General features: G+C 44.7%; 17 protein-coding genes and 1 tRNA gene. 4 read left to right on the top strand and 14 right to left on the bottom strand.

Annotated features, from left to right (window positions below; genetic code table 11):
• Positions 1-10: 10 nt before the first annotated feature.
• Positions 11-1012: a tRNA (adenosine(37)-N6)-threonylcarbamoyltransferase complex transferase subunit TsaD gene (tsaD, locus tag MUY27_RS20050; protein WP_245133188.1), complete on the bottom strand. Its 1002-nt coding sequence runs from the start codon at positions 1010-1012 to the stop codon at positions 11-13.
• A gap of 56 nt (positions 1013-1068) precedes the next feature.
• On the opposite strand from tsaD, the gene MUY27_RS20685 reads away from it, so the two are divergent.
• A complete protein-coding gene (locus MUY27_RS20685; RefSeq protein ID WP_245133186.1) occupies positions 1069-5517 on the top strand; it encodes a translocation/assembly module TamB domain-containing protein in 4449 nt (1482 codons plus the stop codon).
• A gap of 9 nt (positions 5518-5526) precedes the next feature.
• On the opposite strand, the gene MUY27_RS20040 is transcribed toward MUY27_RS20685, so the two are convergent.
• The 3 genes from MUY27_RS20040 to MUY27_RS20030 all read right to left on the bottom strand — a co-directional run bounded on the left by MUY27_RS20040 (position 5527) and on the right by MUY27_RS20030 (position 8640).
• A complete protein-coding gene (locus tag MUY27_RS20040) occupies positions 5527-6732 on the bottom strand; it encodes a bifunctional 3,4-dihydroxy-2-butanone-4-phosphate synthase/GTP cyclohydrolase II (RefSeq protein ID WP_245133184.1) in 1206 nt (401 codons plus the stop codon).
• A gap of 78 nt (positions 6733-6810) precedes the next feature.
• Positions 6811-8229 (bottom strand): LptF/LptG family permease, encoded by a 1419-nt coding sequence (locus MUY27_RS20035; RefSeq protein ID WP_245133181.1) that lies wholly within the window; start codon positions 8227-8229, stop codon positions 6811-6813.
• 30 nt (positions 8230-8259) lie between these two features.
• Positions 8260-8640, bottom strand: coding sequence for an START-like domain-containing protein (locus MUY27_RS20030; protein ID WP_245133180.1), 381 nt, complete (start codon positions 8638-8640; stop codon positions 8260-8262).
• Between the two features lie 378 nt (positions 8641-9018).
• Between MUY27_RS20030 and MUY27_RS20025 the strand changes: the two genes are divergently transcribed.
• Positions 9019-9092: transfer RNA gene (locus MUY27_RS20025), tRNA-Met, on the top strand.
• A 213-nt stretch (positions 9093-9305) separates the two neighbouring features.
• On the opposite strand, the gene MUY27_RS20020 is transcribed toward MUY27_RS20025, so the two are convergent.
• The 9 genes from MUY27_RS20020 to MUY27_RS19980 all read right to left on the bottom strand — a co-directional run bounded on the left by MUY27_RS20020 (position 9306) and on the right by MUY27_RS19980 (position 21220).
• The gene (locus tag MUY27_RS20020) at positions 9306-10436 is read right to left on the bottom strand and encodes a hypothetical protein (protein WP_245133177.1); all 1131 of its coding nucleotides are present in this window, start codon (positions 10434-10436) and stop codon (positions 9306-9308) included.
• Entirely contained in the window at positions 10436-10789 is a 354-nt protein-coding gene (locus MUY27_RS20015; protein WP_245133176.1) for a hypothetical protein, read from the bottom strand. The genes MUY27_RS20020 and MUY27_RS20015 overlap by 1 nt, the downstream gene beginning before the upstream one ends.
• Positions 10790-11075: 286 nt before the next feature.
• Positions 11076-12533 carry a glycoside hydrolase family 30 protein gene (locus MUY27_RS20010; protein WP_245133174.1) on the bottom strand — a complete coding sequence of 486 codons (1458 nt, stop codon included), beginning with the start codon at positions 12531-12533 and terminating at the stop codon, positions 11076-11078.
• Complete coding sequence (locus MUY27_RS20005) at positions 12533-13336, bottom strand: glycoside hydrolase family 16 protein (RefSeq protein ID WP_245133172.1); 804 nt, start codon at positions 13334-13336, stop codon at positions 12533-12535. The genes MUY27_RS20010 and MUY27_RS20005 overlap by 1 nt, the downstream gene beginning before the upstream one ends.
• A 99-nt stretch (positions 13337-13435) precedes the next feature.
• Complete coding sequence (locus MUY27_RS20000; RefSeq protein WP_245133171.1) at positions 13436-14278, bottom strand: hypothetical protein; 843 nt, start codon at positions 14276-14278, stop codon at positions 13436-13438.
• Positions 14279-14302: 24 nt separating this feature from the next.
• On the bottom strand, positions 14303-15850 hold the full coding sequence (locus MUY27_RS19995) for a RagB/SusD family nutrient uptake outer membrane protein (RefSeq protein WP_245133169.1): 1548 nt from the start codon (positions 15848-15850) through the stop codon (positions 14303-14305).
• A gap of 12 nt (positions 15851-15862) precedes the next feature.
• Positions 15863-19288 carry a TonB-dependent receptor gene (locus MUY27_RS19990; RefSeq protein ID WP_245133167.1) on the bottom strand — a complete coding sequence of 1142 codons (3426 nt, stop codon included), beginning with the start codon at positions 19286-19288 and terminating at the stop codon, positions 15863-15865.
• 259 nt (positions 19289-19547) lie between these two features.
• Positions 19548-20567 (bottom strand): FecR family protein, encoded by a 1020-nt coding sequence (locus MUY27_RS19985; protein WP_245133165.1) that lies wholly within the window; start codon positions 20565-20567, stop codon positions 19548-19550.
• A 77-nt stretch (positions 20568-20644) separates the two neighbouring features.
• Positions 20645-21220, bottom strand: coding sequence for an RNA polymerase sigma-70 factor (locus MUY27_RS19980; protein ID WP_245133163.1), 576 nt, complete (start codon positions 21218-21220; stop codon positions 20645-20647).
• A 247-nt stretch (positions 21221-21467) separates the two neighbouring features.
• Here MUY27_RS19980 and MUY27_RS19975 point away from each other — a divergent pair, with 247 nt between their 5' ends.
• Positions 21468-22565: an acyltransferase family protein gene (locus MUY27_RS19975; protein WP_245133161.1), complete on the top strand. Its 1098-nt coding sequence runs from the start codon at positions 21468-21470 to the stop codon at positions 22563-22565.
• Between the two features lie 111 nt (positions 22566-22676).
• On the top strand, positions 22677-23135 hold the full coding sequence (locus tag MUY27_RS19970) for a VOC family protein (RefSeq protein WP_245133159.1): 459 nt from the start codon (positions 22677-22679) through the stop codon (positions 23133-23135).
• A gap of 30 nt (positions 23136-23165) precedes the next feature.
• Here the strand turns inward: MUY27_RS19970 and MUY27_RS19965 are convergent, their stop codons facing one another.
• Positions 23166-24056: a glycoside hydrolase family 43 protein gene (locus MUY27_RS19965; RefSeq protein WP_245133157.1), complete on the bottom strand. Its 891-nt coding sequence runs from the start codon at positions 24054-24056 to the stop codon at positions 23166-23168.
• Positions 24057-24441 lie beyond the last annotated feature (385 nt).

Below are 24441 nucleotides of genomic sequence, written 5' to 3'. Positions count from 1 at the left end.
ATTGATTTACTTAAAATGGCATCCGGGCTAAGGGTGCTACTTGCTGACCGACAAATTCGCCTTTCAGGTATTTATAATAACCGGCAATGGCAATCATGGCAGCATTATCGGTACAGTACTCAAACTTCGGGATAAAAGCCTTCCAGCCCTGCTCGTCTGCCAATTGCTGCAAACCGAGTCGTAAATCGGTGTTGGCAGAAACACCGCCAGCCAGCGAAACTGTTTTGATCTCCAGGTCAAGCGCTGCTCGTTTCAGTTTGTTGAGCAAAATGGTTACCACTCTTCTTTCTACCGAAGCACAAATGTCTGCCATGTGTTCTTCTTTAAAATTGGGGTTGAGCTTTTCCTGGTCGCGGATAAAATAAAGTATTGCTGTTTTTAAACCGCTGAAGCTAAAATCATAACCCGGTATCTGCGGTTCTGGGAAAGTAAACGCATTGGGGTTACCCTGGCGCGCATATTTATCAATGATTGGTCCACCTGGGTAAGGCAGCCCCAAGATCTTACTGGTTTTATCTAATGCTTCACCGGCGGCATCGTCCTGCGTTTGGCCAATTACCTGCATATCAAAATAATCCTTCACCAAAACTATTTGTGTATGCCCGCCTGAAACGGTCAAACAAAGGAAGGGGAACTGGGGTTTATCTTCACCAATAAAGTGGGCCAGAACGTGGCCCTGCATATGATTGATATCGATCAGCGGGATATCATTTGCCAGCGCAAAAGCCTTTGCAAAAGATACACCTACAAGTAGTGAACCCAGCAGGCCCGGGCCCCTGGTAAAAGCTACCGCATCAATATCATTTTTGCTTACTTTTGCGTTTAATAAAGCCTGCTGTACAGCCGGGATAATATTTTGCTGATGAACGCGCGAAGCCAGCTCGGGCACTACCCCGCCATAGGCTTCATGTATTTTCTGATTGGCAATAATATTGCTCAGGATGGTACCGTCTGCACAAACTGATGCAGAGGTTTCATCACAAGAAGATTCGATTCCGAGTATTACAGGCACTGATTCTTTAAAAATACAAAGTTATTAAAAAAGTACTCAAAATAACCATTACTGTCGTGCTCATCATCTTCCTGATGCTGAGCATCATCTTGCTCCTATTCCAGTACAAGCCGGTTCAAACCTGGGCGGCTAAAAAAGCCACCAAGTATTTAAGTAACGAACTGCATACCAAGATTGACATCAAGAGCCTTTATATCAAGCCCTTTTCGTCTGTTGTGCTTGAAGACCTGTACGTATTGGACAAACAGCATGATACCCTGCTGCGCACCCCGAAGCTGACGGTTAACCTGAGCAGATTTTCTATTTTTAACAGCATTCCGCAGCGTACCATCAATTTAGAAGAGATTACACTGGACCGCGGTTCTTTTTACCTGAAGAAACTTAAAGACAGCACTACCAACCTGCAGTTTATCCTCGATTACTTTAATTCTGGAGACAATAAGCCCACCAAACCGGGCAAACCCTGGACTATCAATTTCGACCGGATTAACGTCAACGACCTTCGGTTCCGGTACAAAAACTTCCTGAGAACGGCAAAAACACCTTACCAGGTAAATTTTAACGATATTGACGTCAACCACTTTACTACCCGTATCCGCAACGTGGATGTAAAGGACCACCTTTTTAAGGCACGTATCAGCAAGCTGACGTTTAAAGAAAAGAGCGGGTTCTATATTAAAAACCTGGCAGCCAGCGCAACCATAGATACTAACCAGATACTGCTGCAGCACTTTTACCTGGTGACGCCGCATTCGAGGCTGAGAGATTACCTTCGCATGCGTTTCAAATCTTTTGATGAATTTGACAACTTCGAGAATGCCGTTTACATGGACGCCGATTTCCATAACTCGCGCATCTCCTCTAATGATATTGCCTATTTTACCAGTTCGCTTACTAAAACGCGCTTTAATTTTGGTATCGACGGGCGTGTAAAAGGCCTGGTTAATAACCTGAGCGCTAAGAATGCCACCATCACCGGCGGACAAGCGACTTATCTGAAAGGCAATTTCAAGTTAAAGGGCCTTCCTGATTGGGAGCGTACCGTCCTTGATCTCGACTTCGACCAACTCGCCACCAATAAAAAGGACCTGGAGCGTATCCTGGGCGGGTTCGTGGGCGAAGCTACTTATCAGTTGCCAGAGTTTTTAGGCAAGTTCGGCAATATTAACTTCAAAGGCAAACTACAAGGTTTGCAGGATGACTTCAAAATACTTGGTACGTTTAAAACAGCCCTGGGCCGGATTGACCCTGATGTAAGGCTGACGCTGAAAAAAGTAACAGGCTATTCTGGTAAAGTGGCGCTTACCAATTTTGATATCGGCGCAGTAGCGGGCGATAACTCGCTGGGCAGAACCACCCTGGTTGCCAACATTAATGGCAGCGGCGACGAACTGAAAAACCTGAACATCAAAGGCGATGCAAAAATTGCCTTCATTGATTACAATAACTACCGTTACAGCAATGTTGCTGTTAAGGGCAGCTTTTTACGCGATGTGCTTGATGGCGATGTCGCCATAAACGACCGTAACGTAAAGATGAAAATGCATGGGGGGATTGATCTTAATCCGGCCTTACCGGTGTATCATGCAGATGGTTCTATTACCGAGGCGCACCTGCGAAACCTGCATTTCCTGAAAGATACTATTACCATCAGCGCGCAGCTTAAAACGCATATTTCTGGCAGCACGCTAAAAAACATGCAGGGTAACATCACCATATCCCCTATCCGCGTTACAGATCCGCATCATGACTACCTGATCGACTCTGTAAACCTTACTGCGCAGGGTACCGGCGATACCCGCGAGATCAGCCTGCGTTCAGACCTGGTAGACGGCAGCATCCGCGGCAGCTATGATCTCGCTACACTACCTTCATACTTTAAAACCATTGTGAAGAAGTACATTCCTTCTTTAAAAATGAAGATAGTTAAACCGGGGCCTCAGAATTTCAACTTTAATCTTCAGCTTAAAAACCTGGATCCGATCACGGCCATCTTCCTTCCAGATCTGAAAATACCGGAAAGGGGAACCTTTAACGGGCAGTTCAATTCGGCTACTAAAACCGCTACGCTTACCGGCTATATCAAGACAGCGCAATACGGTAAAACCATCTTCCACGATTTCATCATCGACGAAAGCACGAACGATCAATACCTTGGCCTGAATATTTCCCTAAGCAAAGTTGACCTGACCGATAGCTTATATATTAAGAATATCACCGTTACCAACTTCTTAAAAAAAGACAGCCTTAACTTCAACGTTAAGCTTTCGGACAAAACAGCGCGCAACCAGTTAGACCTATACGGCCTGGTAGAATTTGGCCGCGATACAACGGCAAAACTGAAACTGCTGCCATCAGACGTTATTCTGGAGACTGAGAAATGGCATTTGAACGAACAAGTGCGCATCCGTTTACTGGATGGCAAAACCAAGGTAACGGGCTTTGAACTGGGTAATGGCGAGCAAAAGGTAAGGATCAACGGATTTATATCCGCGAATCCGGCTGACCAGCTAAAGGTGGAATTTGATAAATTCAGCATGGGGACTTTAAACCAGTTGACCAAATCTGCCGGGGTAAAACTGCATGGAACGGTAAACGGCGATGTGATCCTGAACTCAGTATTGAAATCGCCCGGGGTAGATGCCAACTTGGGGATAGATTCCCTGATGATGAATAATACCACCATCGGTAACGTTAAAGTGGTATCTGAACTGAATAACCAATCCAAGTTAGCGAACGTTAAGATCAACATCCTAAACCGGGGCTTGGAAACGTTAAACCTGAGCGGAATTTACAATTTGGGGAAAGAAACCGATAACCTGGATTTTGACGTGCGCATGAACCAGACAGAAGCGGTGATCTTCCAGCCGTTTTTGAAGGGATTAGTATCTAATCTTGCAGGTACCATTTCAACCAACCTTAAATTAACGGGCAGTCCGTCTGCTCCGGCGCTTAACGGTGATATTACCCTGAATAATACGGCGCTGACGGTAGATTATCTTAAAACCCGTTATACCCTCAACGATAAATTATCGGTAAACAACAGCATCATTGAGATTAGCGACATGACGCTGACGGACTATAAAAACGGCAAGGGCGTTGCCAATGGTAAAGTAGATCTTACTAATCTTAGCAATCCTAACATTGATGTCAACCTGACGGCACGTAACCTGTTGGCACTAAATACCACCTTTAAAGATAACCGTCTGTATTTTGGTAAAGCCTTCGCTACCGGAACTTTTAAGTTTAACGGGCCGATTGATAACATGCAGATAGATATTAAAGCAGCTACCCAGGATAGCACTGTTTTCAATATCCCGCTGAACACCTCTTCTACCGCAGGCGACTATGATTTTATCAGGTTTGTAAGCCACAAGGATACCACCAAAATTGTTCAAAAAACCAATTCATTTAATGGGGTAACACTCAACTTCGACCTTACCGCTGATGAGAAAACAGTGGTGAAAATAGGTACCGACTACGGCCAGTTGGAAGGGCGGGGTAAAACCAATAACCTGAAGCTAAGGATAAATAGCCTGGGCGACTTTGATATGTACGGTGACTTCCTGATATCGTCCGGTAAGTTTGAATTTACAGCCCAGAACTTCATCAGTAAGGTATTCACGGTGAACCAGGGCGGAACAATCCGCTGGACGGGCGACCCGGGAAATGCGGACATTAACATGGAAGCCATCTACGAGGTTCGGACAGATATCAACAACCTCTATCAGGCGGCGGGCACTACTTCACCGCGCGGCAGCCAGCAGGAGTTGGTGCAGGCAAAACTGATGCTGACCAAAACACTGCTACACCCTAACATCGACTTCGATTTTACCTTCCCGACTGACCCTTCTATTAAAGACGACCTCGGCACTTATTTAACGGATTATAATAACCGCAGCCAGCAGGCGCTCAGCTTAATTGTACGCCGGCAATTCTCTACCGGAAACAATAACAATCTTTCTAATCAGGTTAGGCAAACGGCTACCGATGCTGTGAGTGAGTTTGCTTTCAACAAACTGAACAGCCTGATTGCGCAATCAAACATTAAGGGTTTCGACTTAAACTTCCGTTCGGCGAGTGATGCCAGTGCCTCAATACGTTTGTTTAAAGAAAGGCTGGTGCTTAACGGTAGCTTATACAGCGTAAATACCAGCAATAACTTATTTAATGGGGGTGCATCTCAAAACCTGTTCAATTCTAACCTGAACAACTATACCAAAGACTTTGAGATCAACTACCTGATCAGGGCCGACGGGCGTTTACGTGCGCGGTATTCTTATCGCGTACTGAACAGTACCAACCTGAACACCATCAGCAGTGATAACCTGAACCTGCAATATGTAAACGGATTGGGTTTGATCTACCAGCGCGATTTTGACACTTTCGGCGAATTCCTGAAGAATATTTTCGGGGGTGCGCGCAGGCGCAAAAACAATCAGGGCACTAATGGTACTACACCTGCCTCTGATAACGAGATGGATAAACCCGAAGACGAAAAGTAATCCGGATGATTAGTGATTCAACAAAATGGCGTGATCCATTTTATCACGTTTAGTTTTCAGGTAATGTTCGTTGTGCGGATTTGGCGTAATCTCGATGGGCAGGTTTTCAACAACTTCTAAGCCATAGCCAATTAAGCCTGCACGCTTTTTAGGGTTGTTGCTCAGCAAACGCATTTTAGAGATACCCAGATCGCGTAGTATTTGCGCACCTACGCCGTAATCGCGCTGATCCATCTTGAAGCCCAGTTTCAGGTTAGCTTCTACTGTATCAAAACCACGCTCCTGTAACTGGTAAGCCTTTAACTTGTTGATCAGGCCAATGCCGCGTCCTTCCTGGTTCATGTAAACAATAACACCTTTGCCTTCTTTCTGGATAATTTCCATTGCTTTGTGCAACTGCGGGCCGCAGTCGCAACGGCATGAGCCAAAAATATCACCTGTAACACAAGAGCTATGTACGCGAACCAAAACTGGCTCGCCTGGTTCCCACGTACCTTTAACCAACGCCAGGTGATGCTCGCCGGTATCGCGCTGGGTATAAGCCGTCATCTCGAAATCGCCCCACTCGGTTGGCATTTTTACAGTAACGTTCTTTTCTATCAGGCTTTCATGGCTCAGTCGATATTCAATCAGATCTTTAATAGAAATGATCTTCATATCAAACTTCTTTGCCATCTCCAGCAATTCAGGCAAACGGGCCATCTCCCCTTCCTCGTTCATAATCTCGCAGATCACGCCCGCGGGCTCCATGCCCGCCATCACGGCCAGATCAATAGTTGCCTCGGTATGCCCGGCACGGCGCAATACGCCGCCATCCTTTGCAATCAGCGGAAAAATATGTCCCGGCCTTCCCAATTCTGCCGGTGTAGTAGCCGGATCGATCAGTGATAACACCGTTTTAGACCTGTCAGAAGCAGAAATACCTGTAGTACAACCGTGGCCCAATAAATCTACAGAAACGGTGAAGTTTGTTTCGTGTGAGGTGGTGTTGGTATCTACCATCGGGTAAAGCTGTAGTTCATTCGCACGTTCAGCCGTAATCGGTGCGCAAATTAAACCACGGCCATACTTCGCCATAAAGTTGATTGCCTCGGGTGTAGCATTACGCGCTGCGGTTAAAAAATCACCTTCGTTTTCACGATCTTCATCATCAACAACAATAATGGTTTTGCCGGCTCTGATAGCTTCTACAGCTTCTGGTATGGTATTTAACATGGTGGTGTTCTAAAAAGAAGTAGTACAAATGTAATTCAAATTTGCAGTGATGCCGTCTGCCCTGTGTAAAATCAACACTTATGCAATTTTGCGCTTAAACAGCTTTGCCCAGAACTTTTTGTAAAGCTCTGCATCAAACAGTACCGAATCTGTAGCTGCCTTGTAAGATAAAAACAAACCTACCGGTGTCAGCACCGCGATGGCTATCCACATCCCGATCATAGGCGATAAACTTCCTTCCTTCACAGACTTTTCACCAATAGTACCGATGATGTAATAGATTAGGAAGAAGATCACAGCCACCACAACAGGCAGGCCAAGCCCTCCTTTCCGAATAATGGCCCCCAACGGTGCGCCGATTAAGAACAGCACCAGGCACGCAGCAGACAGGGTAAATTTCTTCTGATACTCGATGATGGATTTGCGCACTTCTTTATTCACGTCCTTGAGGCGTTCGGTACGGGTTTTATTCAGATCTCGGATGGAACGGGCTTCACTTAGCGCATTGCTTAATATGGACTGCTTTACATAGAAATCCATTTTATTAAAGGTATCGCGCGTAATGGGCAGGTATTTCAGCTTTGGATTAGGTTTGTGCGAAAAGTTAAAGTATTTAAAAAACGGCGCAACCAGCTTATAATTCATATTCACCGTGCTGTCCAGCTGTTTCTGCGTCGAATCGCGGAAGTGCCGTAACTGGCGCAGGTTCATCATCTGAAACGCGCCTTTAAACTCGCCCTCGCTTGTACGTTTCATTTTAAAACCGGAAAGATCAAACTTTTGCTCGGTCTCTTTAAAGCGCGAACGGGTAAACTGCTGCCTGCTCACACCTGATTTGCCCGCCGTTTCTTCATAACGGATACCATCTTTCAGGCGCAATACCAGGTACTTATCGTTAGGAGTACGATACATCACCCCTTCGTTAGCAAAAAGAACACTGTTATTATTCTCGGCGGTCTCGCGCTTATAGATCATGACACCGTGTAGCGTTTGCCCGTCAGGGTCCTTATGCTTTACGCGGATGGAATACTCAGGAAAACTATTATTGAAAACCCCCTCTTTGATCAGGAATGCCGACTTCTGCTGCCGTGCATCCCACAACAACGAATAATACTTCAGGTTGGCAACCGGTAGCATGTAATCTGAAAAGATAAACGCCGAAATAGCCAATATGGTTACCAGGATGATCATGGGGTAAAGCGCGCGGCCCAGGGATATACCGGCAGATTTAATGGCTACCAACTCGTAATTTTCGCCGAGGCTGCCGTAAGTCATGATAGAAGAAAGCAACACTGATAGCGGCAACGCCATAGCCACGTTGGTAGCCGAGGCATACATCATCAGTTCAAGGATGATATACCATTCAAAGCCCTTACCAATCAGGTCGTCAATGTACTTGAAAAGGAACAACATCAGCAGCACAAACATCACGATGAGGAACGTGACGATGAACGGCCGGATGAAAGACTTTAAAATTAAAAGGTGTATTTTCTTCACAATGCAAAATTAGCGAAAATACATGGGGTGTCAGGCACCTAGTACGCTAATAAGGTAGTCTATCTGGTTATCCCATATTTGCTTCCGCTCGGCAATGGCTTCTTCAAAAGCAAAATCGGTAATGCACAAAGCCACGTCGTTCGTCAGTTCGTCCTGTAGTATTTCCATTTCGAAATAGCACTGCGGCTCATCATCTAACCATTTAAACCGCACCAGCTTATTTTCCTTATAGTTCACCATTTTAGCCTTCTGCTGCTCATCATCCCATGTGAAAGTATAAACGTGGTCGCGTACGGTTACAGTATCTGCAAACCATTGTGTTAGTCCGTTAGGTTCACTGATAAAACTATAAAGAATACGCGGTGAAGATCTGATTTCATACTCTAACTGGAACTTTTTCTTCTCAGGCATTGGCATTTAGGCAATTAAGGCGCGAAGGCAGTAAAAATTGAAACTTTTTTTCTAAAGGAAAGTATTTTCTATTGTATTTGCAAACCTTTAAGAAAGCCGGCTGGCTGAAAAACATAAAACAACGACTTAAAGCAGGAGAATAAAGAGAGGATTCGGCATTAAAATTCGCATTGCTCCGGTTTAAAAATTATAGCATTGCCAGTGCGTCGTCTACTGAGGGCAGTTAGAACTGTCTAAAAAAAAGTCGTGTGGCTGTCTTTCGAACAAAAATCAAAAAGATTAGAATTTTAAAACATCACTTCGTATATTTGCAGCCCACGACGCAAAGGCGTAAACGTTTAGAAAACTATTGATTGGTTTGCTAAACAAAAACAACCCGGCGGGGTAGCTCAGATGGTTAGAGCGTAGGATTCATAACCCTAAGGTCGGCAGTTCGATCCTGCTCCCCGCTACTATATGGAACAAATCAGCTAAAAGAGCTGATTTGTTCTTTTTATCCTCTAAAACTGTCTTCAAACTATCAAAAGACGTAGATTCCTTATTCAGCAAGTAGTTCCAAGTTGGTGTCCGTTAACAAGTTAATGTTCAGTAATACATAGACCAATACCTGCGTTTACCTTCATTATCGGTATTTATTGAATTTTTGATAGCTCTTCGGAATCAGGCTATTTCCAGGTTCCAAGATTATAGACGAACCCAAGGCCATAAGTGCTGTTCGCTTTTACATCAAATGGCAAACGTCCATGCGTATAGCTTACAAAGAAACCATTGCTGGATGCCAGATTACAGGTAAAGTAACTGTAGCCCGCGAGGTCTGCTTCTCTGATCGCTTTGGATGCACCCAGTTCGCGGAACCACCGGTAGTTCGCGCTGAACCAGATTACTTGTTTGTCTAATACGGCCGCCTCTGTTTTAAATGCCGCTTCGAACCGAAAGCGTTCGAAGGCTTTCATATCTGTTAGAACCGCTTTTCGTAAAGCATCATCAGTTGGAATTACATGGTCGATACCCAACAGCACCGATGGAAATGAAGCCCTCGATGGCATGAAATCCTTTGAGCTGCCTGTTATTAACCGCAGAAGTGCGAACGGATAGTCAGGAATATTCAACCAACGAGCATCGCTGTGGCGGTCCCACGCCTTGAATCCTAAATTTACAAGCAAGCCAGGTGCGAATTGCTGCTGTGTAAATGTCTGGTTACTCTCATAAGAAGCTTTAGCGTTAAGGCCCAGGTAAAACATATTGGACATAGAGACATACTCCCGCCGTTTCTCGCGCAATACGGCTTCCGCCGGTTTACCCTGGTTCTCAATAATTAACGAGTCAATTAATTCCAGGCTATCTACGTCTGCATTTGTATTTTTATCTATATGTCCGCCAACGAACCAATCGAAACTGTAATTGGCCTTCGATTCAAGAAAATCGTTTGGATTATGCTCGTGCTTGAAGGCCACGTTGCCGTTCAGATCGATACTGAAGGTCCTTGCGAACTTCGCCTCTTTCGAAACTTTGGTCCAGCTGTTATCATATTTATATTCAAATCCCAAAGATGGCGGCAAACCTTCCGTCTGAAATGTCTTAAACTTCAGATCGAAGTCATTTAGAAAATTATTCTTATTGACAAGCGCAGAACGCAATTTTGCAAACGCGTCATTATACAGATCCGGATTATTGATAACCTCCTTTAATTTCTTACGGAAGTCGTTAGCAGAAAGACTGGTGCTGTCTTGTGCATGGGCGAATTGTAACGCCATCATCAGAAAAATTACCCAGAGATAGCTTTTTGAACTTTTCATTAAGCTGTCCTCCTTTCCGCGTAAATCTGACCTGTGGTATCAGATAAATCTTCAACTGTTTTTTCCTTATCTTTTAATATTTCAACCAGTGCCGCGACAGCGCTTTGCTGATCGAAGGTTGCCTTATAAGAGCGACGATAGGAATTCACCAGGATGCGATCGTACGAAACTGCAATGATCTTTGCTTCTGCATCGACAATACCCGAAGACGCGGCTGTGCTGTAAAATTGAAGTTGATCCATCGTCAAAGCCCCGGCGGGCTCGAATTCGACCGTTTGGCTAATTTGCTCAAGGTCTTCTTGCAGTACGAGGTACACTGTCCTGCAGGTTTTGGATTGTTTGGTCCAGGCCATAATAACTATGATTTAAGGTTAAAGGATTTGTAACGAATATAAGAAATAGCGAATAGAATTCCAAGTAACCAAACCCTTTAAAAAATTACAAAAACAACCATTTAAAGCATTGATAGATAATCACATCTGACTTGGGCATTTCGAAGGTTATTGCAGTGAGTTTATTCCTATGCGGTGGCGCCAAAGTTCCTTTATTATTCTTACAAATAGCTTAAAGTCCGGATATCACAAAAAAGCGCCATCAAATGGCGACGCTTTCAAAATAAATACAGCTGTGATGCTGTTGCTACCAAATATAGGTAGCAACAGCGCCAGCGGGCAGGCTTGTAGATACAGACTTACCGTTGTATGATAGGTTAAAGGTTTGAGTAATGTTAGCAGTGTTCAAAACCACCATCACTTTTGATCCGTCGGTGTTTTTAAAAGCCACCGTTTGTAGGGTATTTAACAGGTCGGAACCGATACGCGTTGCGCCCGGCCTGACAAATTTTGCTGCATGAGCGATAATATAATAAGATACGTTTCGTGTGATTGTATTCCCTATGGTTACCGCGCCCTGGCACGTACTGCAACCGCCGTCTGTGTGGGGCTTGTAATTAGGGTCTGACGCAAGATTCCATTCTATAACGTTGCGGCTCCAGTTGCGGGTGGCACCTATAATCAGGTTACTGACGTGCCATGACAGGTCGCCGGCAAAACTGCCCCCGCCAAAAGTTGCCTGCTCGGTGAAATAGATATTCTTTAAAGGATACTGGCTATGCAGCATGCCAAGCGCGTTAATATTACCTCCATACAGGTGAAATGCTGCACCATCCACAAAATCTGATGCGCCTGTATTTTTATAGATATCGCTGGCGTATTCGGGGTGATCGGCATTGTGATCATAAACAATGATTTTGGTATTGATATTTGCCGCGCGAAACGCCGGACCAAGAAAACTACCCACGAACTTTGCCTGGTCTGCCGCCAACATCAGCATGCTTGGATTATTATAAGCGTTAAGCGGTTCATTTTGCGGTGTTATTGCATCAATGGTGATTCCCTCTGCTTTCATCGCCTGTATGTATTTCACAAAGTACCGGGCGTAGGCATCAAAATAATCTGGTTTAAGGCTGCCGCCATAAAAGCTACCATTATCTTTCATCCAGGCTGGCGCACTCCACGGGCATGCCAGGATCTTGATATTAGGATTGATGGCCAGGATCTTCTTAAGAATGGGTATTAAATCGGTTCTTTCCTTGTCGATACTAAAATTATTTAGCGCAACATCCCCTGCAACGTCATCATAACTAAAAGGAGCTGTGCTTAGGTCTGATGCACCGAGTGATATACGCAGGTAGCTGATACCTATATTCTTGTCATCACTTTTAAACAACTCATTTAATAAAGCCGCTTTGTTAGTTTCACTAAGGGAGTTAATCAGCGATGCGCTGCCGCCGGTAAGGGCAAAACCAAACCCGTCTATCGTTTGATAGGTCTGGGTTTCATCCACTGTGATGGTTGGGTTGCCGTCCGTTTTACTACCAAATGCCAGCGTTGTACTTTGCAGTTTAAATAACTGGTTCTGGTCGGCGGTCGTCATCCACATAGCTACGTCGGATTTTCCCGGTGTGGTCGGGTTGTCCGGTCCCGCCGGTTGCGTTGGGGCCGGATTATCTTTTGATGAACTTTTACCGCAACTATAAATAGCCGCAAATGCCGCAACAAGCAGAACCGCCGCCAATAAATGATATTGCTTCTTCATTATTTATCGCTTGTGGTCATTTTATAAAAGCGTACGTAGTCTATTTGCATGGCTACCGGGAATATCGAGTTGTCTACCCCCTTTACACCACCCCAATTACCACCGATAGCTACGTTAAGCAGAAAATGGAAAGGCTTGTCAAACGGCCAGCTTGCCGGGCCTTGTTTGTCATTAGTGTAAGTGAATACCAATTCATCATCATAATAACCTTTGATGGATTCGGGCGTCCAATCGCACCGGTATTTATGAAAATCACTAAATACCGTCTCGATGCGTTTGGTGCTTGTTTTTGCATTCCCCGCGTTATACAGCTGATTATGCACGCTAAAGTGTACGTTGTTCGGATCGTAGCCCACATGCTCCATAATATCAATTTCGCCCGAGTTTGGCCATGATCCGTAAGCGTAATCATTAGGCAGCATCCATATGGCTGGCCAGGTACCCGTACCGGCAGGTAATTTGGCCCTTACTTCGTAACGGCCGTAAAGCATATCAGCATTGTTTTTCGAAACCACCCTTGCTGACGAATAGTCGCGCCCACCAGAACTTTCTTTTTTGGCAGTGATGGTGAGCATGCCATCTTTCACCATGGCATTATCTGTAGATGTGGTGTAGTTCTGCAACTCGTTGTTACCCCATCCGCTTCCGCCTGTATCATAGGTCCATTTACTTGCGTCGGGTGCGCCGTTATACTCAAACTCGTCCGCCCAGCTCGCATTACTTTCAAACCCGTAAACCTTAGCCGGTTGTACAACAGGTGTAAAAGGTGGCAATGATGGCTCGCTTTTTTTTGAACATGCCATTAAAATAAACACAAGGCCAGTAATACACGGTACCGTTAAAAGCTTTCTCATAAGTATGAAATAAAAAGGGAGACGCAATTACGCCTCCCTAACCAATTATTAATTTATCCCTCTAAACGTTACTTTATTAAAACCTATACCGGTAAGGCCCAGGTTAGCACCGCCGCTTTTAATGAGCAGATAAACGGTTCCGGTGTTATCGAATTTTATAGTATTACCGCTGCCTGCGCATGATATGGCAGAAAGCTTGCCATTGAAGGCATTTTTTCCGCAACCGGCCCAGGTATTCAGCGCAATGCGGGCGCCACCGTCGCTGTAGTCCTGCCCGTTAACCGGTTGTTTGGTTCCAACATAAACTTCAAACCAAGTATCTGTAGCGCCACTGCCGCTCACATTCATATCCACTTTGTAAGTGCGGCCACCAACTACGTTAATCGCCTGCCAAATACCCGCGTGGCCATTGTTGCCACCCTTAGCCACCATTTTACCGTTTTCAATAGCAAACGTAACGCCATTTGACATGGTGATGTGGTTCCATTTGGCATCATCGGCTGCATCCATATTCGCACCCTGCACCAGGTTTCCCGCTGCGGGATCAGAGGCAGGTACATTTAATGTTTGTGTGCTGGTTTTGCTGATGCCGCCTTTGCCTATTGCGGTTAATGAGATATCATACTTGCCGGCATCCGGGAAAAATACGGTATCAACCGGTTTACCTATTGCAGCACCGTCGCCTGTATCCCATTTAACAGCCAATACACCTTTAGTATCAGCCTTCAAGATATAGTAATTCGCTTTGTTAGGTACTTGTGCCACCGTAAAAGATGCCTGCAGGTCTGGTGAGGCAAGGCCCCCGTCACTGTACTTTTCAGGCTTACAGCCCATATATATGCCGGCAAGCACCACCATGCCGGTAATTGCGTTTATAAACTTATTTTTCATTGCTGGATTAACTTTTAGAAATGATTACAATGTTCCGCCCCATTCTTTACTTTGTTTGATCTTCGTATTATTAAGCTCATCAAGCGGTATCGGTAATATTTCGTTTTTACCTGCCTTAAATCCTCTTGAGCCTAAAACCGCAGGCGCATCGCCCCAGCGCACCAGATCAAACCACCTGTGGCCTTCGCCAACAAGCTCCAAACGGCGCTCTCTTTTCAGATTCTCAAACGTAGCGGTAAGCGTGTGAGTGGCACCATCATTATAAGCGCGGGTGTGTACAGCAGTCATCAAGGCTGTAGCCCTACCCAGGTCGCCGTTACCTCTTATCAAAGCTTCCGCTTCCATCAGGTAGGTATCCGCCAGTCGTATCGCATACATATTTTGAGGGTAATTCAGCTCCGGAGCGCCGCCACCAGTGGTTTTATCGGCTACCCGGCCTGCAAACTTGTTCAGAAAATACCCGGTGTTCATGTAACCGGGCGTATAATCTGCGATGCCGTTAGCCTTCAAACTATCCAGGTTGGCAACCGTTGGTTGGTTGCGTGGATCGAAGTGGATGGCATCGAAAAGATTTTTGGTGATAGGCAAAAAGCTGTACCCCGAGATATAGTCCGGCGCACTTGGTTTAAGCGTCTTATAATCGCGCGGGCCAACGATAATGTTCATCACGTTACCTTCGGTACAGGCGATACATGACCAGTCACCGGCAGATTTTGAAGAGTGACCAATCTCCAGGATTGACTCGCTATTAAACTTGTTTGACGTTTTCCACAACGATGCAAAGCTGGCCTGTAGTTTATAACCATATTTCGAGTTCTCCTGGCCGGGTGTTGCGCCGTTCACTTCTTTAAGTTCGTTCGCAGCCTCGTTCCATTTTTGCTCATACAGATACACCTTACCCAATAAAGCATGAAGTGCTCCCTTGGTTAACCTACCGCCGTCGGTCGCTACGTCAACCTTATCAGGGATATTATTATCTGCAATGGCCGCCTTCAGGTCATCCTCTATTTGTTTGTATACTGCCGCAGGTGAAGCCTGTTCCACGTCATATATCTTATCGGCGGGGATAGACTCGGTAAGCAAAGGCACATATTTGAACAAACGTACCAGGTCAAAGTAGAAATAAGCACGTAAAGCGGTAGCTTCTGATTTGTACCTGCTTTTCAAATTCTGATCCATCGGCACGGCAGGCAGTTTCTGGATAAGGGTATTTGCCCTGAACACGCCGGAAAATCCTGCTCGCCACAATTCATAAGAAGGGCCTACTGATGGTGACAGTGTATAATTAGAAAAAACCTGCAGATCGTTGATATCGGTAGCGTTACCACCACCTGCATAATGGTCGTCCGAACCGGCATCCATTGCGTTTTCGCGGGTAACAAAGCCGCCGCCCTGCCAGCCAACTACATCATATACGGCTACCAGACCGTTAAACGCCTCGGTTTGATTGCGATAATAATTAGATTCCAGATCTGTACCCTTAGGGGTGATATCCAGAAAGCTTTTTTTACAAGCCGCCAAAGCAATGGCACCTGTCAGAAAAAACGATATATATTTTATATTCTTTTTCATGTCTTTTTATAGTTAAAATCCTACGCTTACACCCAGCATGTATGATTTAGCCTGCATGTAAAAACCACGGTCTATACTGTAACTTCCGCCGCCGATTTCCGGGTCGTAGCCTGAATATTTAGTAAAAGTGAAAAGGTTCTCGCCGGTCACATAAACACGTACCCGCTTCATACCGGCTTTCTTTATCAGATCTGTAGGCAGGCTGTAACCTATCTGCAGGTTCTTTATGCGGAAATAGTCGCCTTTTTCCAGGTAGTACTTAGAGTTGTAAGTAGTGTTGTGGTTAGGGTCGCCGTCAACTACGCGCGGTTCGGTATTGGTGGTGCCTGGTCCGGTCCATCTTTCCAATCTTTTGGTAGTAAAGTTTGCATTTCCGATATCAAGGCGGTGCAGACCCTGGAAGATCATGTTACCCGCCTGGCCCTGACCAAATATCACCAGATCGAAGTTTTTGTACCTGGTGTTAAATGTCAAACCATAGATCCATGAAGGGGTCGGGTTGCCGATATAAGTACGGTCCTGATCGTTGATCACGCCGTTTCCATCAAGATCGGCCCATTTAAAGTCACCCGGCTTAGCATTAGGCTGGATAAGCTGGCCTTTTGCCGAACGGTAGGCATTAATTTCATCCTGAGTTTGGAAAATGCCCAAATTCTGGTAACCATAGAACGAGTTATAAGCCTGACCAACAGTAGTACGGGTAATACCGCCCTCTATACCCTGGAAGCCTGCACCACCCAGGAACTTTTGCCCGTTACCTAAGTAAGTTACCTTATTGGTAATGTGCGATACGTTTCCGTTGATCTCGAAATTAAACTGGCCTACTTTTTTGCGATATCCCAATTCTAACTCGACGCCGGTATTTTGCATATCACCAATGTTCGCCGCCGGGTTTGAGATAGCCCCTACATAAAGCGGGATCGGGGGATTCTGCAACAGTCCGCTTGTTTTCTTCTTAAACCATTCAAACGTGATGTTCAGGTCGTTGAATAATACCGCATCAAAACCAATATTGGTTTGTGCAGTTTCTTCCCAACGCAGGTTAGGGTTAGATGGCGCATTGGGGCTGTAACCGCTGATATAAGTATCACCTGTACCAAAGCTATAGTTACGGCCGCCACCAATGGTAGACAAGAAAGCATTATCGGCAATAGCGTCGCTACCCACAACACCGTAACCGCCCCTGATCTTCAGGAAGTCTACAACGTTGTTTTTTGGCCAAAAAGCTTCTTTAGACGGCACCCATCCTAATGAGAATGACGGGAAATTACCATACTTAAAGTTAGACCCGAACCTTGAAGAACCATCCCGGCGGATGATACCTTCGGCAATATACCTTTCGTCGTAATTATAGTTAACACGGGCAAATAATGAGCTGATGGTATGGATCTGTCCTTCGCTGCCATAGCCAATGCGGTTGACTGCCGGGATGCTGTAATTTAACGATGCATCGGCAAATGTGGTTACCGGCAGGTTGTAGTAAGTAACACCATCTGTATAACGGTTGTTATCTGAATACGCACCCTGACCAACTAAAACCGTTGCGGTATGCTTGCCGAAACTGCGGATGTACGAGGCTGTATTCTCCAGGTTCCAGTTAAACAGCCTGTTGGTTTCACGGTTATAGCTATTCTGCGAGGTAATGGTCGATGCGTTTAAGTAAGCTACCGGGTTAAAAGATTCGCTGCCGTAAAAAGCAATCTTTGTACCCACTGTCGAGCGCAGTTTCAAACCTTTAATAGGCTCTACCTCACCATATACATTACCTACAATGTTATGTCCCCAGCCGTAATTGCCCAAGCGGGTTGAGATGTAAGCAAGCGGGTTCACAATCTCTTGTCCAACAATGCTTGATATACCATAAGGGTAACCTAAGTTATTCCTCCGCACAGGATTATTGGCATAAACCGCCGCTGACGCCGCAACCGGATCTGTTACCACCGGTACGGTGATCGGATCAAGGTTAAGCGCCGAACTAATGGGGCCACCAAATTCGCTGTTTGTATTTCCCAAACCAACTGAACGGTTATAAGTGTAACCAATGTTTTCGCCGAAGCTTATCCATTTGGCAGGCTTATAAGTTTGGTTTACCCTGAAATTGGCACGTTTGTATTTTGAGATATCCGTTGCTACGATACCTTCCTGATCTAAGTAACCAAAAGAAGTGTAGTAGGTAGATTTTTCGTTACCACCGCTTACGCTCAGTTCGTAATTCTGGCGTTTAGCGCTATTGTTAAAGATAATGGATTGCCAGTCGGTACCGGTGCCCAAAGCGGCAGGGTTAGCATAAACAATATTACCGCCACCGGCAACGCTTGCTTCGTTTCTTAATGTAGCATATTGGGTTGCATTCAGCAGATCTACCCTGCGCGATGGTTTCGATGTGCCGTAGTAACCTGTGAAGTTAATTTGTGGCTTACCCTCGCGGCCCTTCTTAGTGGTTACCAGGATAACACCTGCTGCTGCGCGAGTTCCATAGATGGCCTGCGAAGCAGCATCTTTCAGCACCTCGATAGATTCGATGTCCGACTGGTTCAGGTAGCCGATACCGCCGTTGTCAACCACCACGCCATCTACCACCCAAAGCGGATCATTGTTACCGAACGAAGTAATACCGCGGATGCGCACCGTAGCGCCTTCGCCAGGCTGACCGTTATTCGAAGCAATGGTTAAACCTGAAGTACGGCCTTGTAAGATCTGCTCAACGCGTGTTACGGGCAGATCTTCAAATTCTTTGGCTTTTACGCCCGAGATGGCACCGGTGGTTACGCTTTTCTTTTGCGTACCATACCCTACAACCACTACCTCGTTAAGGCCCTTTATATCATCTAAAAGTTTAATGGTGAAGTTACGTTCGCTGCCAACCACCACCTCTTGTGTCTGGAAACTCACAAAAGCTACAACAAGTACAGCATCGGCGTTAGAAACGTTTAACCTAAAGTTACCGTTACCATCAGCAACGGTAGCGTTCTTTGTTCCCTTTTCGGTAATGGTAGCACCGGCAAGCGGCGCGCCGCGTTCATCAATAATCTTACCTGTTAGCGGTATGCCTACTAATTTAGCTTCTGTTTCTGCATCAGCAGTTACGATCTGCCCCTGCCTGATGGCTTTCAAATCTTCTGACCGGCCAAGCACAATGCGGTCTTTCAAAACCTCATAATCAATCCCGTTGCCTTTAAGTAATTCGTCAAGTACATCTTTAAGATTGCGGTTTTGATAGTCTCCTGATACACGTTGTGCGAGATCTATAGAATTCTTGCTGTAAATAAATCTAACGTTACTACTTTTTTGTAATTGCTTCAGTACATCCTGTAAAGTGCTGTTAGCAGCAGTAATAGTAACGTTCTTATCCAGTATGCTTTGCGCTTTGGTAGTGCCGGCATACGCCATAGAACTTAACAGAGCAGCCAACAGTATTTGAGTAAATGTTAACTTCATGATTTTAGACCAGGGTATTGGCTTTCGTAATCGAAAATTCATATATTTGTTATGTTTCTTTGTTAAAAATGAGACAATTAGCACCCATTACACCATTTTTTGGTATATCACGTTGGGTGTTTAAAGCTTAGAAGTGGTCGCAACACTTTTAAGCTTTTTCCATGATGTGGCGATGGTAATTTCCGCCGGGCTTGGCAGTGATTTTAAGTAGCTGTTTTGTATTGCATAGGCTATTCTGTTAGGTTAGTAATTGGTTTTATTAATTAAGCTCAATCAGGTCGTCTTTAATTTCATAACTGACATTGATCGATTTTTTAAGCGCGGCCAGGATATCCGGCAGGTTAAATCCTTCAAAATCTGCAGTTAACATATAACGGTTGATCCGTTCATTAGCTACTTTTATTTTAACACCGTAGGTTGCGCTTAGCACGGGTATAATTTCACGCATCGGCTTATTATCAAATGAGAGGCTTGCCTGGCTCCACTGCTTTAAAGCCGGTTCACGCACCACACGCTCTGTTTTTAGCAGGTGCTGATCCAGAAAGCAAATGGCTTTATCTTTTGGATATAATAACACTTCGTGTTTCTCTAACGAGGTACTGAACGTATCATCAGCCTCGTTCTTTTTCAAGCTCACAGACACCTTGCCGGTAACTACAGATACATCTGCCGTTTTGCTGCGATATTTATCCCTGATCAGAAAGCTGGTACCCCAAACTTTTGTAATAATACTGCGGCCATTAATAATGAAAGGGCGCTTGGGGTTCTTGGTTACTTCAAAAAATCCCACGCCATACATGGATACCACGCGCGCATTAGCTGCAAAGGTTTTAGGATAGCGGAGATTACTGCCAGGCTGTAGCCACACTATACTTTTATCAGGTAAATGTGCTTTGTAAACCGTGTTAGAATTATTGGTAATATCCACCTGTTCTACCGTTTTCTGTGCGACAGGCACGGCAGTTTTAAAAGAAACCCTACCGGTATTCAAGAAATAAAAGCCGCCTACAAACAGTGCAGCCACGGCTACTGCTGCTGCATACCTGAACATTTTCACCACACGCCCGCGACTGGTTGCGGATGTCTGACCGATTGCTTCAGTGATGTTGCCATACAGCCGTTTTTCTAATAGCTCAACTTCTGTTTGGCTCATCTCCGACAATTGGTCGTTACCCTTGCTAAAAGAATGGTACCATTCCCTTACACGGGCCAGTTCTTCTTCAGAACATTGTCCATTAAGGTATCGTTCCAATAGTTCATCGGGTATGGTTTTTTTCATGAAAACTGAAAATTATCGGTTTATAAAAGTTATGTCGAAGCGTTAGGGTGAATCCCCCACGCCTGATAGAAATATTTTTAGAAAAATATTAAAATGATGCTGATGTAATGGTTAAGGCTCAGGCGTAATTTCTTAAGTGCTTTAGTCAGCTGATTCTCGACGGTCTTCTCTGAAATGGCTAATTCCTTGGCAATTTCCTTATTCGTTTTATGATGCACCCGGCTAAGTTCATATACCGAGCGGCATCTTTCAGGTAATTTTTCAATCACCTGGTCGATATGTAATTGCAGGTCCTTTACCAGTATGGTTTGCTCCGTACTATAGTCGGCTTCATTCTGCGTCACCTGCATTGCTTCTCTGAACCGCTGTTGCAAAGCGTTACGACGATAGCGGTCTATCACACGATAACCAACGCTGGTGTAAAGGTACCCCTCGAGGCCATGGCTTAATGAAATTACCTGTCGACGGTTCCAAAGTGCCGTAAAAATATCTTGCACTACCTCTTCCGCGCTTTCGCTATCTTTCAGCCGTTTATAGGCTTCTTTATAAAGGCTTTTCCAGTAGCGCAAATAAATCTCCCTGAATGCTCCCATTGAATCCTGGCGCAGCAGTTCCATCAGCTCTGTTTCCTCTAAACGCTTATAATCGGCCATTAGTAATTGGAAAGGTTAATTTATCATCAGAATAAACTTAACCATCTACAAAACTGATAAAAATTATTTCATTTCACAATAAGGTATTTTTTTTGCTCGCGCTAAGTTACCTATCTCGTAAAAACATCGAAGAACAATTAAGATTGAGCGTTATGCTATTTGGTTTTAAGCCCCTATAATTCACGCTGGATCCACAATTTTAATAACTTGCCGAAATGCGGTACAAGCAGTGGACGAAATGAGCGTAATGGATAATCATCAAAATAACACGAATATTTTACAGTCGAAAACCCACTTTGAAATTCTGGATGGATTGCGCGGAGTAGCGGCGCTGGCAGTGGTGATCTTCCATTTTATGGAATGGGTTTACGAGCCTGCTGAGAACTTCATCGGTCACGGCTTTTTAGCTGTCGATTTTTTCTTTTGCCTTTCGGGGTTCGTCATCGGCTATGCTTATGACGACAGGCTGTCAAAAATGGGCGTCCTTGAATTCTTTAAAGCACGGCTGATCCGTTTACATCCGTTAGTGATCCTTGGATCTGTACTGGGATTGCTGGCGTTTTTATTTGATCCGTTCGGCGGTCACCCGGAACAATACAGCGCGGGAAAGATCATTATCACTTTTGTCTGCTCGCTACTGCTTATCCCCTTCCCAACGATAGCCGACCGCAGCTTTAATCTTTTCAGCTTTAATGCACCAGCATGGTCGCTATTTTGGGAATACCTGGCCAACGTGATTTATGCTTTTATACTCCATCGCTTAAAACGTGGCTATCTGCTGTTATTAACGGTAGTGGCGGCTTTTACCCTTTGTGGTGTAAGCTACCGCTCCGGTAATTTGCTCGGCGGATGGAGCGGCCCCACCTTTTTGGATGGCGGGGCCAGGATAGCCTATTCTTTTTCGGCAGGTCTTCTTATCTACCGCTCTGATTGGATAATCAAAAACAAGCTTGGCTTCATCGGCATTGCGTTTTTATTATTGCTGGCCTTTATATCGCCCTCATCTAAATGGGATTGGTTCATCGAACCGTTAATTGTTATTTTTTATTTCCCAATGCTGGTTGCGTTAGGAGCAGGCGCCTTCTTAAATAGTTCGCTAAAGAGATTTTGCGTTTTTCTGGGAAGATTATCTTACCCTTTATACATGACGCATTACGCGGCGCTTTGGATGTACGGTAATTATTACCTGGCTAATAAACCCGGCACTTCCCAATTAACCGTCATCATTGTAACCAGCGTTATCGTTTTGGCAGGCTTTGCTTATCTGGTGATGAAAATTTACGATACGCCATTAAGAAACCATCTTAACCGGAGACGCACGAAGCAGTCTACCAAAGCGAGTTAAACTCACAATAGGGTCGCTCGATGACGTCTATTTTCAGCTAAATAAAAAGAGACATCTTTACTTGATGAGATCATCTATTTATCTAAATTGCCACTACCAATTGTATAAGAAATGAAAAATCTCGCAAGGGTATTATTATCAATCTCTATACCTGTTTGTGCCTCATTTAATAGCTTTGCGCAATCTGTTTCTGTAATAGACCATATCGCAATTTGCGTGAAAGACCTGAAAAAGAGCACGGATTTTTATACCCGGATCATGCATTTTGAAAAGGTGGCTGATCCTTTTAATGATCATATGCACCAGTGGTATAATATCGGCAAAGGCGTAAAAATGCACGCCATACAAGGCGATTGCCAGCTACAGCATCAAATCGCCGACCATTTATGTTTTGCTGTGAATTCGGTTAAAGAGTTTGCTGATGAATTGAAGAAAAACAACATCCCTTACCGTAATTGGAAAGGTGACAGCACAGAGCCTACACTCAGAGCCGATGGCGTATTACAGCTATACTTCCAAGACCCGGATGGCTACTGGATTGAAATAAATAGCCCGGCTCCAAAAAAGTAACTAAACAAGTGATATCAGGAGATGAGTCTGTTACTTCAGTGGGACAGCTGCCACTCCTTCTGTTGTAATCTTTACAGGCTTAATTAATCCCTTTTGATCAAACTCCATTTTATCAATACACACCACCCGATGGTTGCCATCTGTTTCCGTTAACGGGCGACGATGATAAACGATATACCACGCATCATGCTTTGCATCATGTAGAAGAGAATGATGCCCAGCTCCGGTAGCAACAGCCATGTCCTGTTGCAATATTTTTCCGATACGTTCAAACGGCCCGAAAGGAGAATCTGCTATTGCGTACGCTACGGAATAATCAGGCCCTGTCCATCCGCCTTCGCTCCACATTAAATAATATTTATTATTACGCATAAACATGTAAATACCTTCTACATATCCCTTCGGCGTAATTTCTTTAAAGGTAGTTCTATCAGCAAATGGCAATAGTCCGGTAAAGTCGTCTTTTAACCGGGCAATATTTGCATGTCCCCAGCCGCCATAAAGAATATAGTACTTACCGTCTTTATCCCTGAACACAAACTGATCTATCGGTTGAGCCCCGTTTACGATGACGTTAATCAACGGCTTTCCTAAAAGATCTTTAAACGGCCCTTGCGGTTTGTCAGCTACACCCACACCAATACCACCAGGTTCGTGATCTTTATGGATGTCATTCGCCCCAAAAAATAAATAATATTTGCTCCCTTTTTTGACGATAGCAGGCGCCCACATAGCCATATGCGCCCATTTAACACTTCCGGTATCAATGATGTCAGGATGCTTTGTCCAATGCACGAGGTCTTTTGACGAATAGGCATCCATGAAAACCTGCTTTTCATATTTATCAGAATAAGTAGGATATATCCAATACGTGTTATTGAATACAGCAGCATCGGGATCAGCATACCAACCCTGGATCACAGGATTCCCACTTAATTTCTTTTGATCAGTCGACTGAGCTGACAACTTGGATGACGTTATTAGTGCAGCAGTTATTAGTAACAAAAAACGCTTGTGCATGATTGGATAGTAATGATTTAAACTGGTTTTGCGCTAATATATGCAAAACTTAAGCTGAAGATTAGCGCAGCTAATTAAGCCCCGGTAACATTGCGGATAGAATGATGTTCTGGCTTCGCCACCAGGGGAGGATGATCTATTTAGGGACAATTGATGAACCGAACGGCCTATAAACACAGAAACCCTTTAAGCATGTTGCTTAAAGGGTTTGCTTGAATAAAGTTTGGCGCCGACCTACTCTTCCACATTTTACTGCAGTACCATCGGCTCTGGCGGGCTTAACTTC

The organism is Mucilaginibacter straminoryzae, from assembly GCF_022953055.1.
Lineage (GTDB): Bacteria > Bacteroidota > Bacteroidia > Sphingobacteriales > Sphingobacteriaceae > Mucilaginibacter > Mucilaginibacter straminoryzae.
Note: the sequence above shows the minus strand (reverse complement) of the source record. Positions and strands in the feature narration are given on the sequence as shown.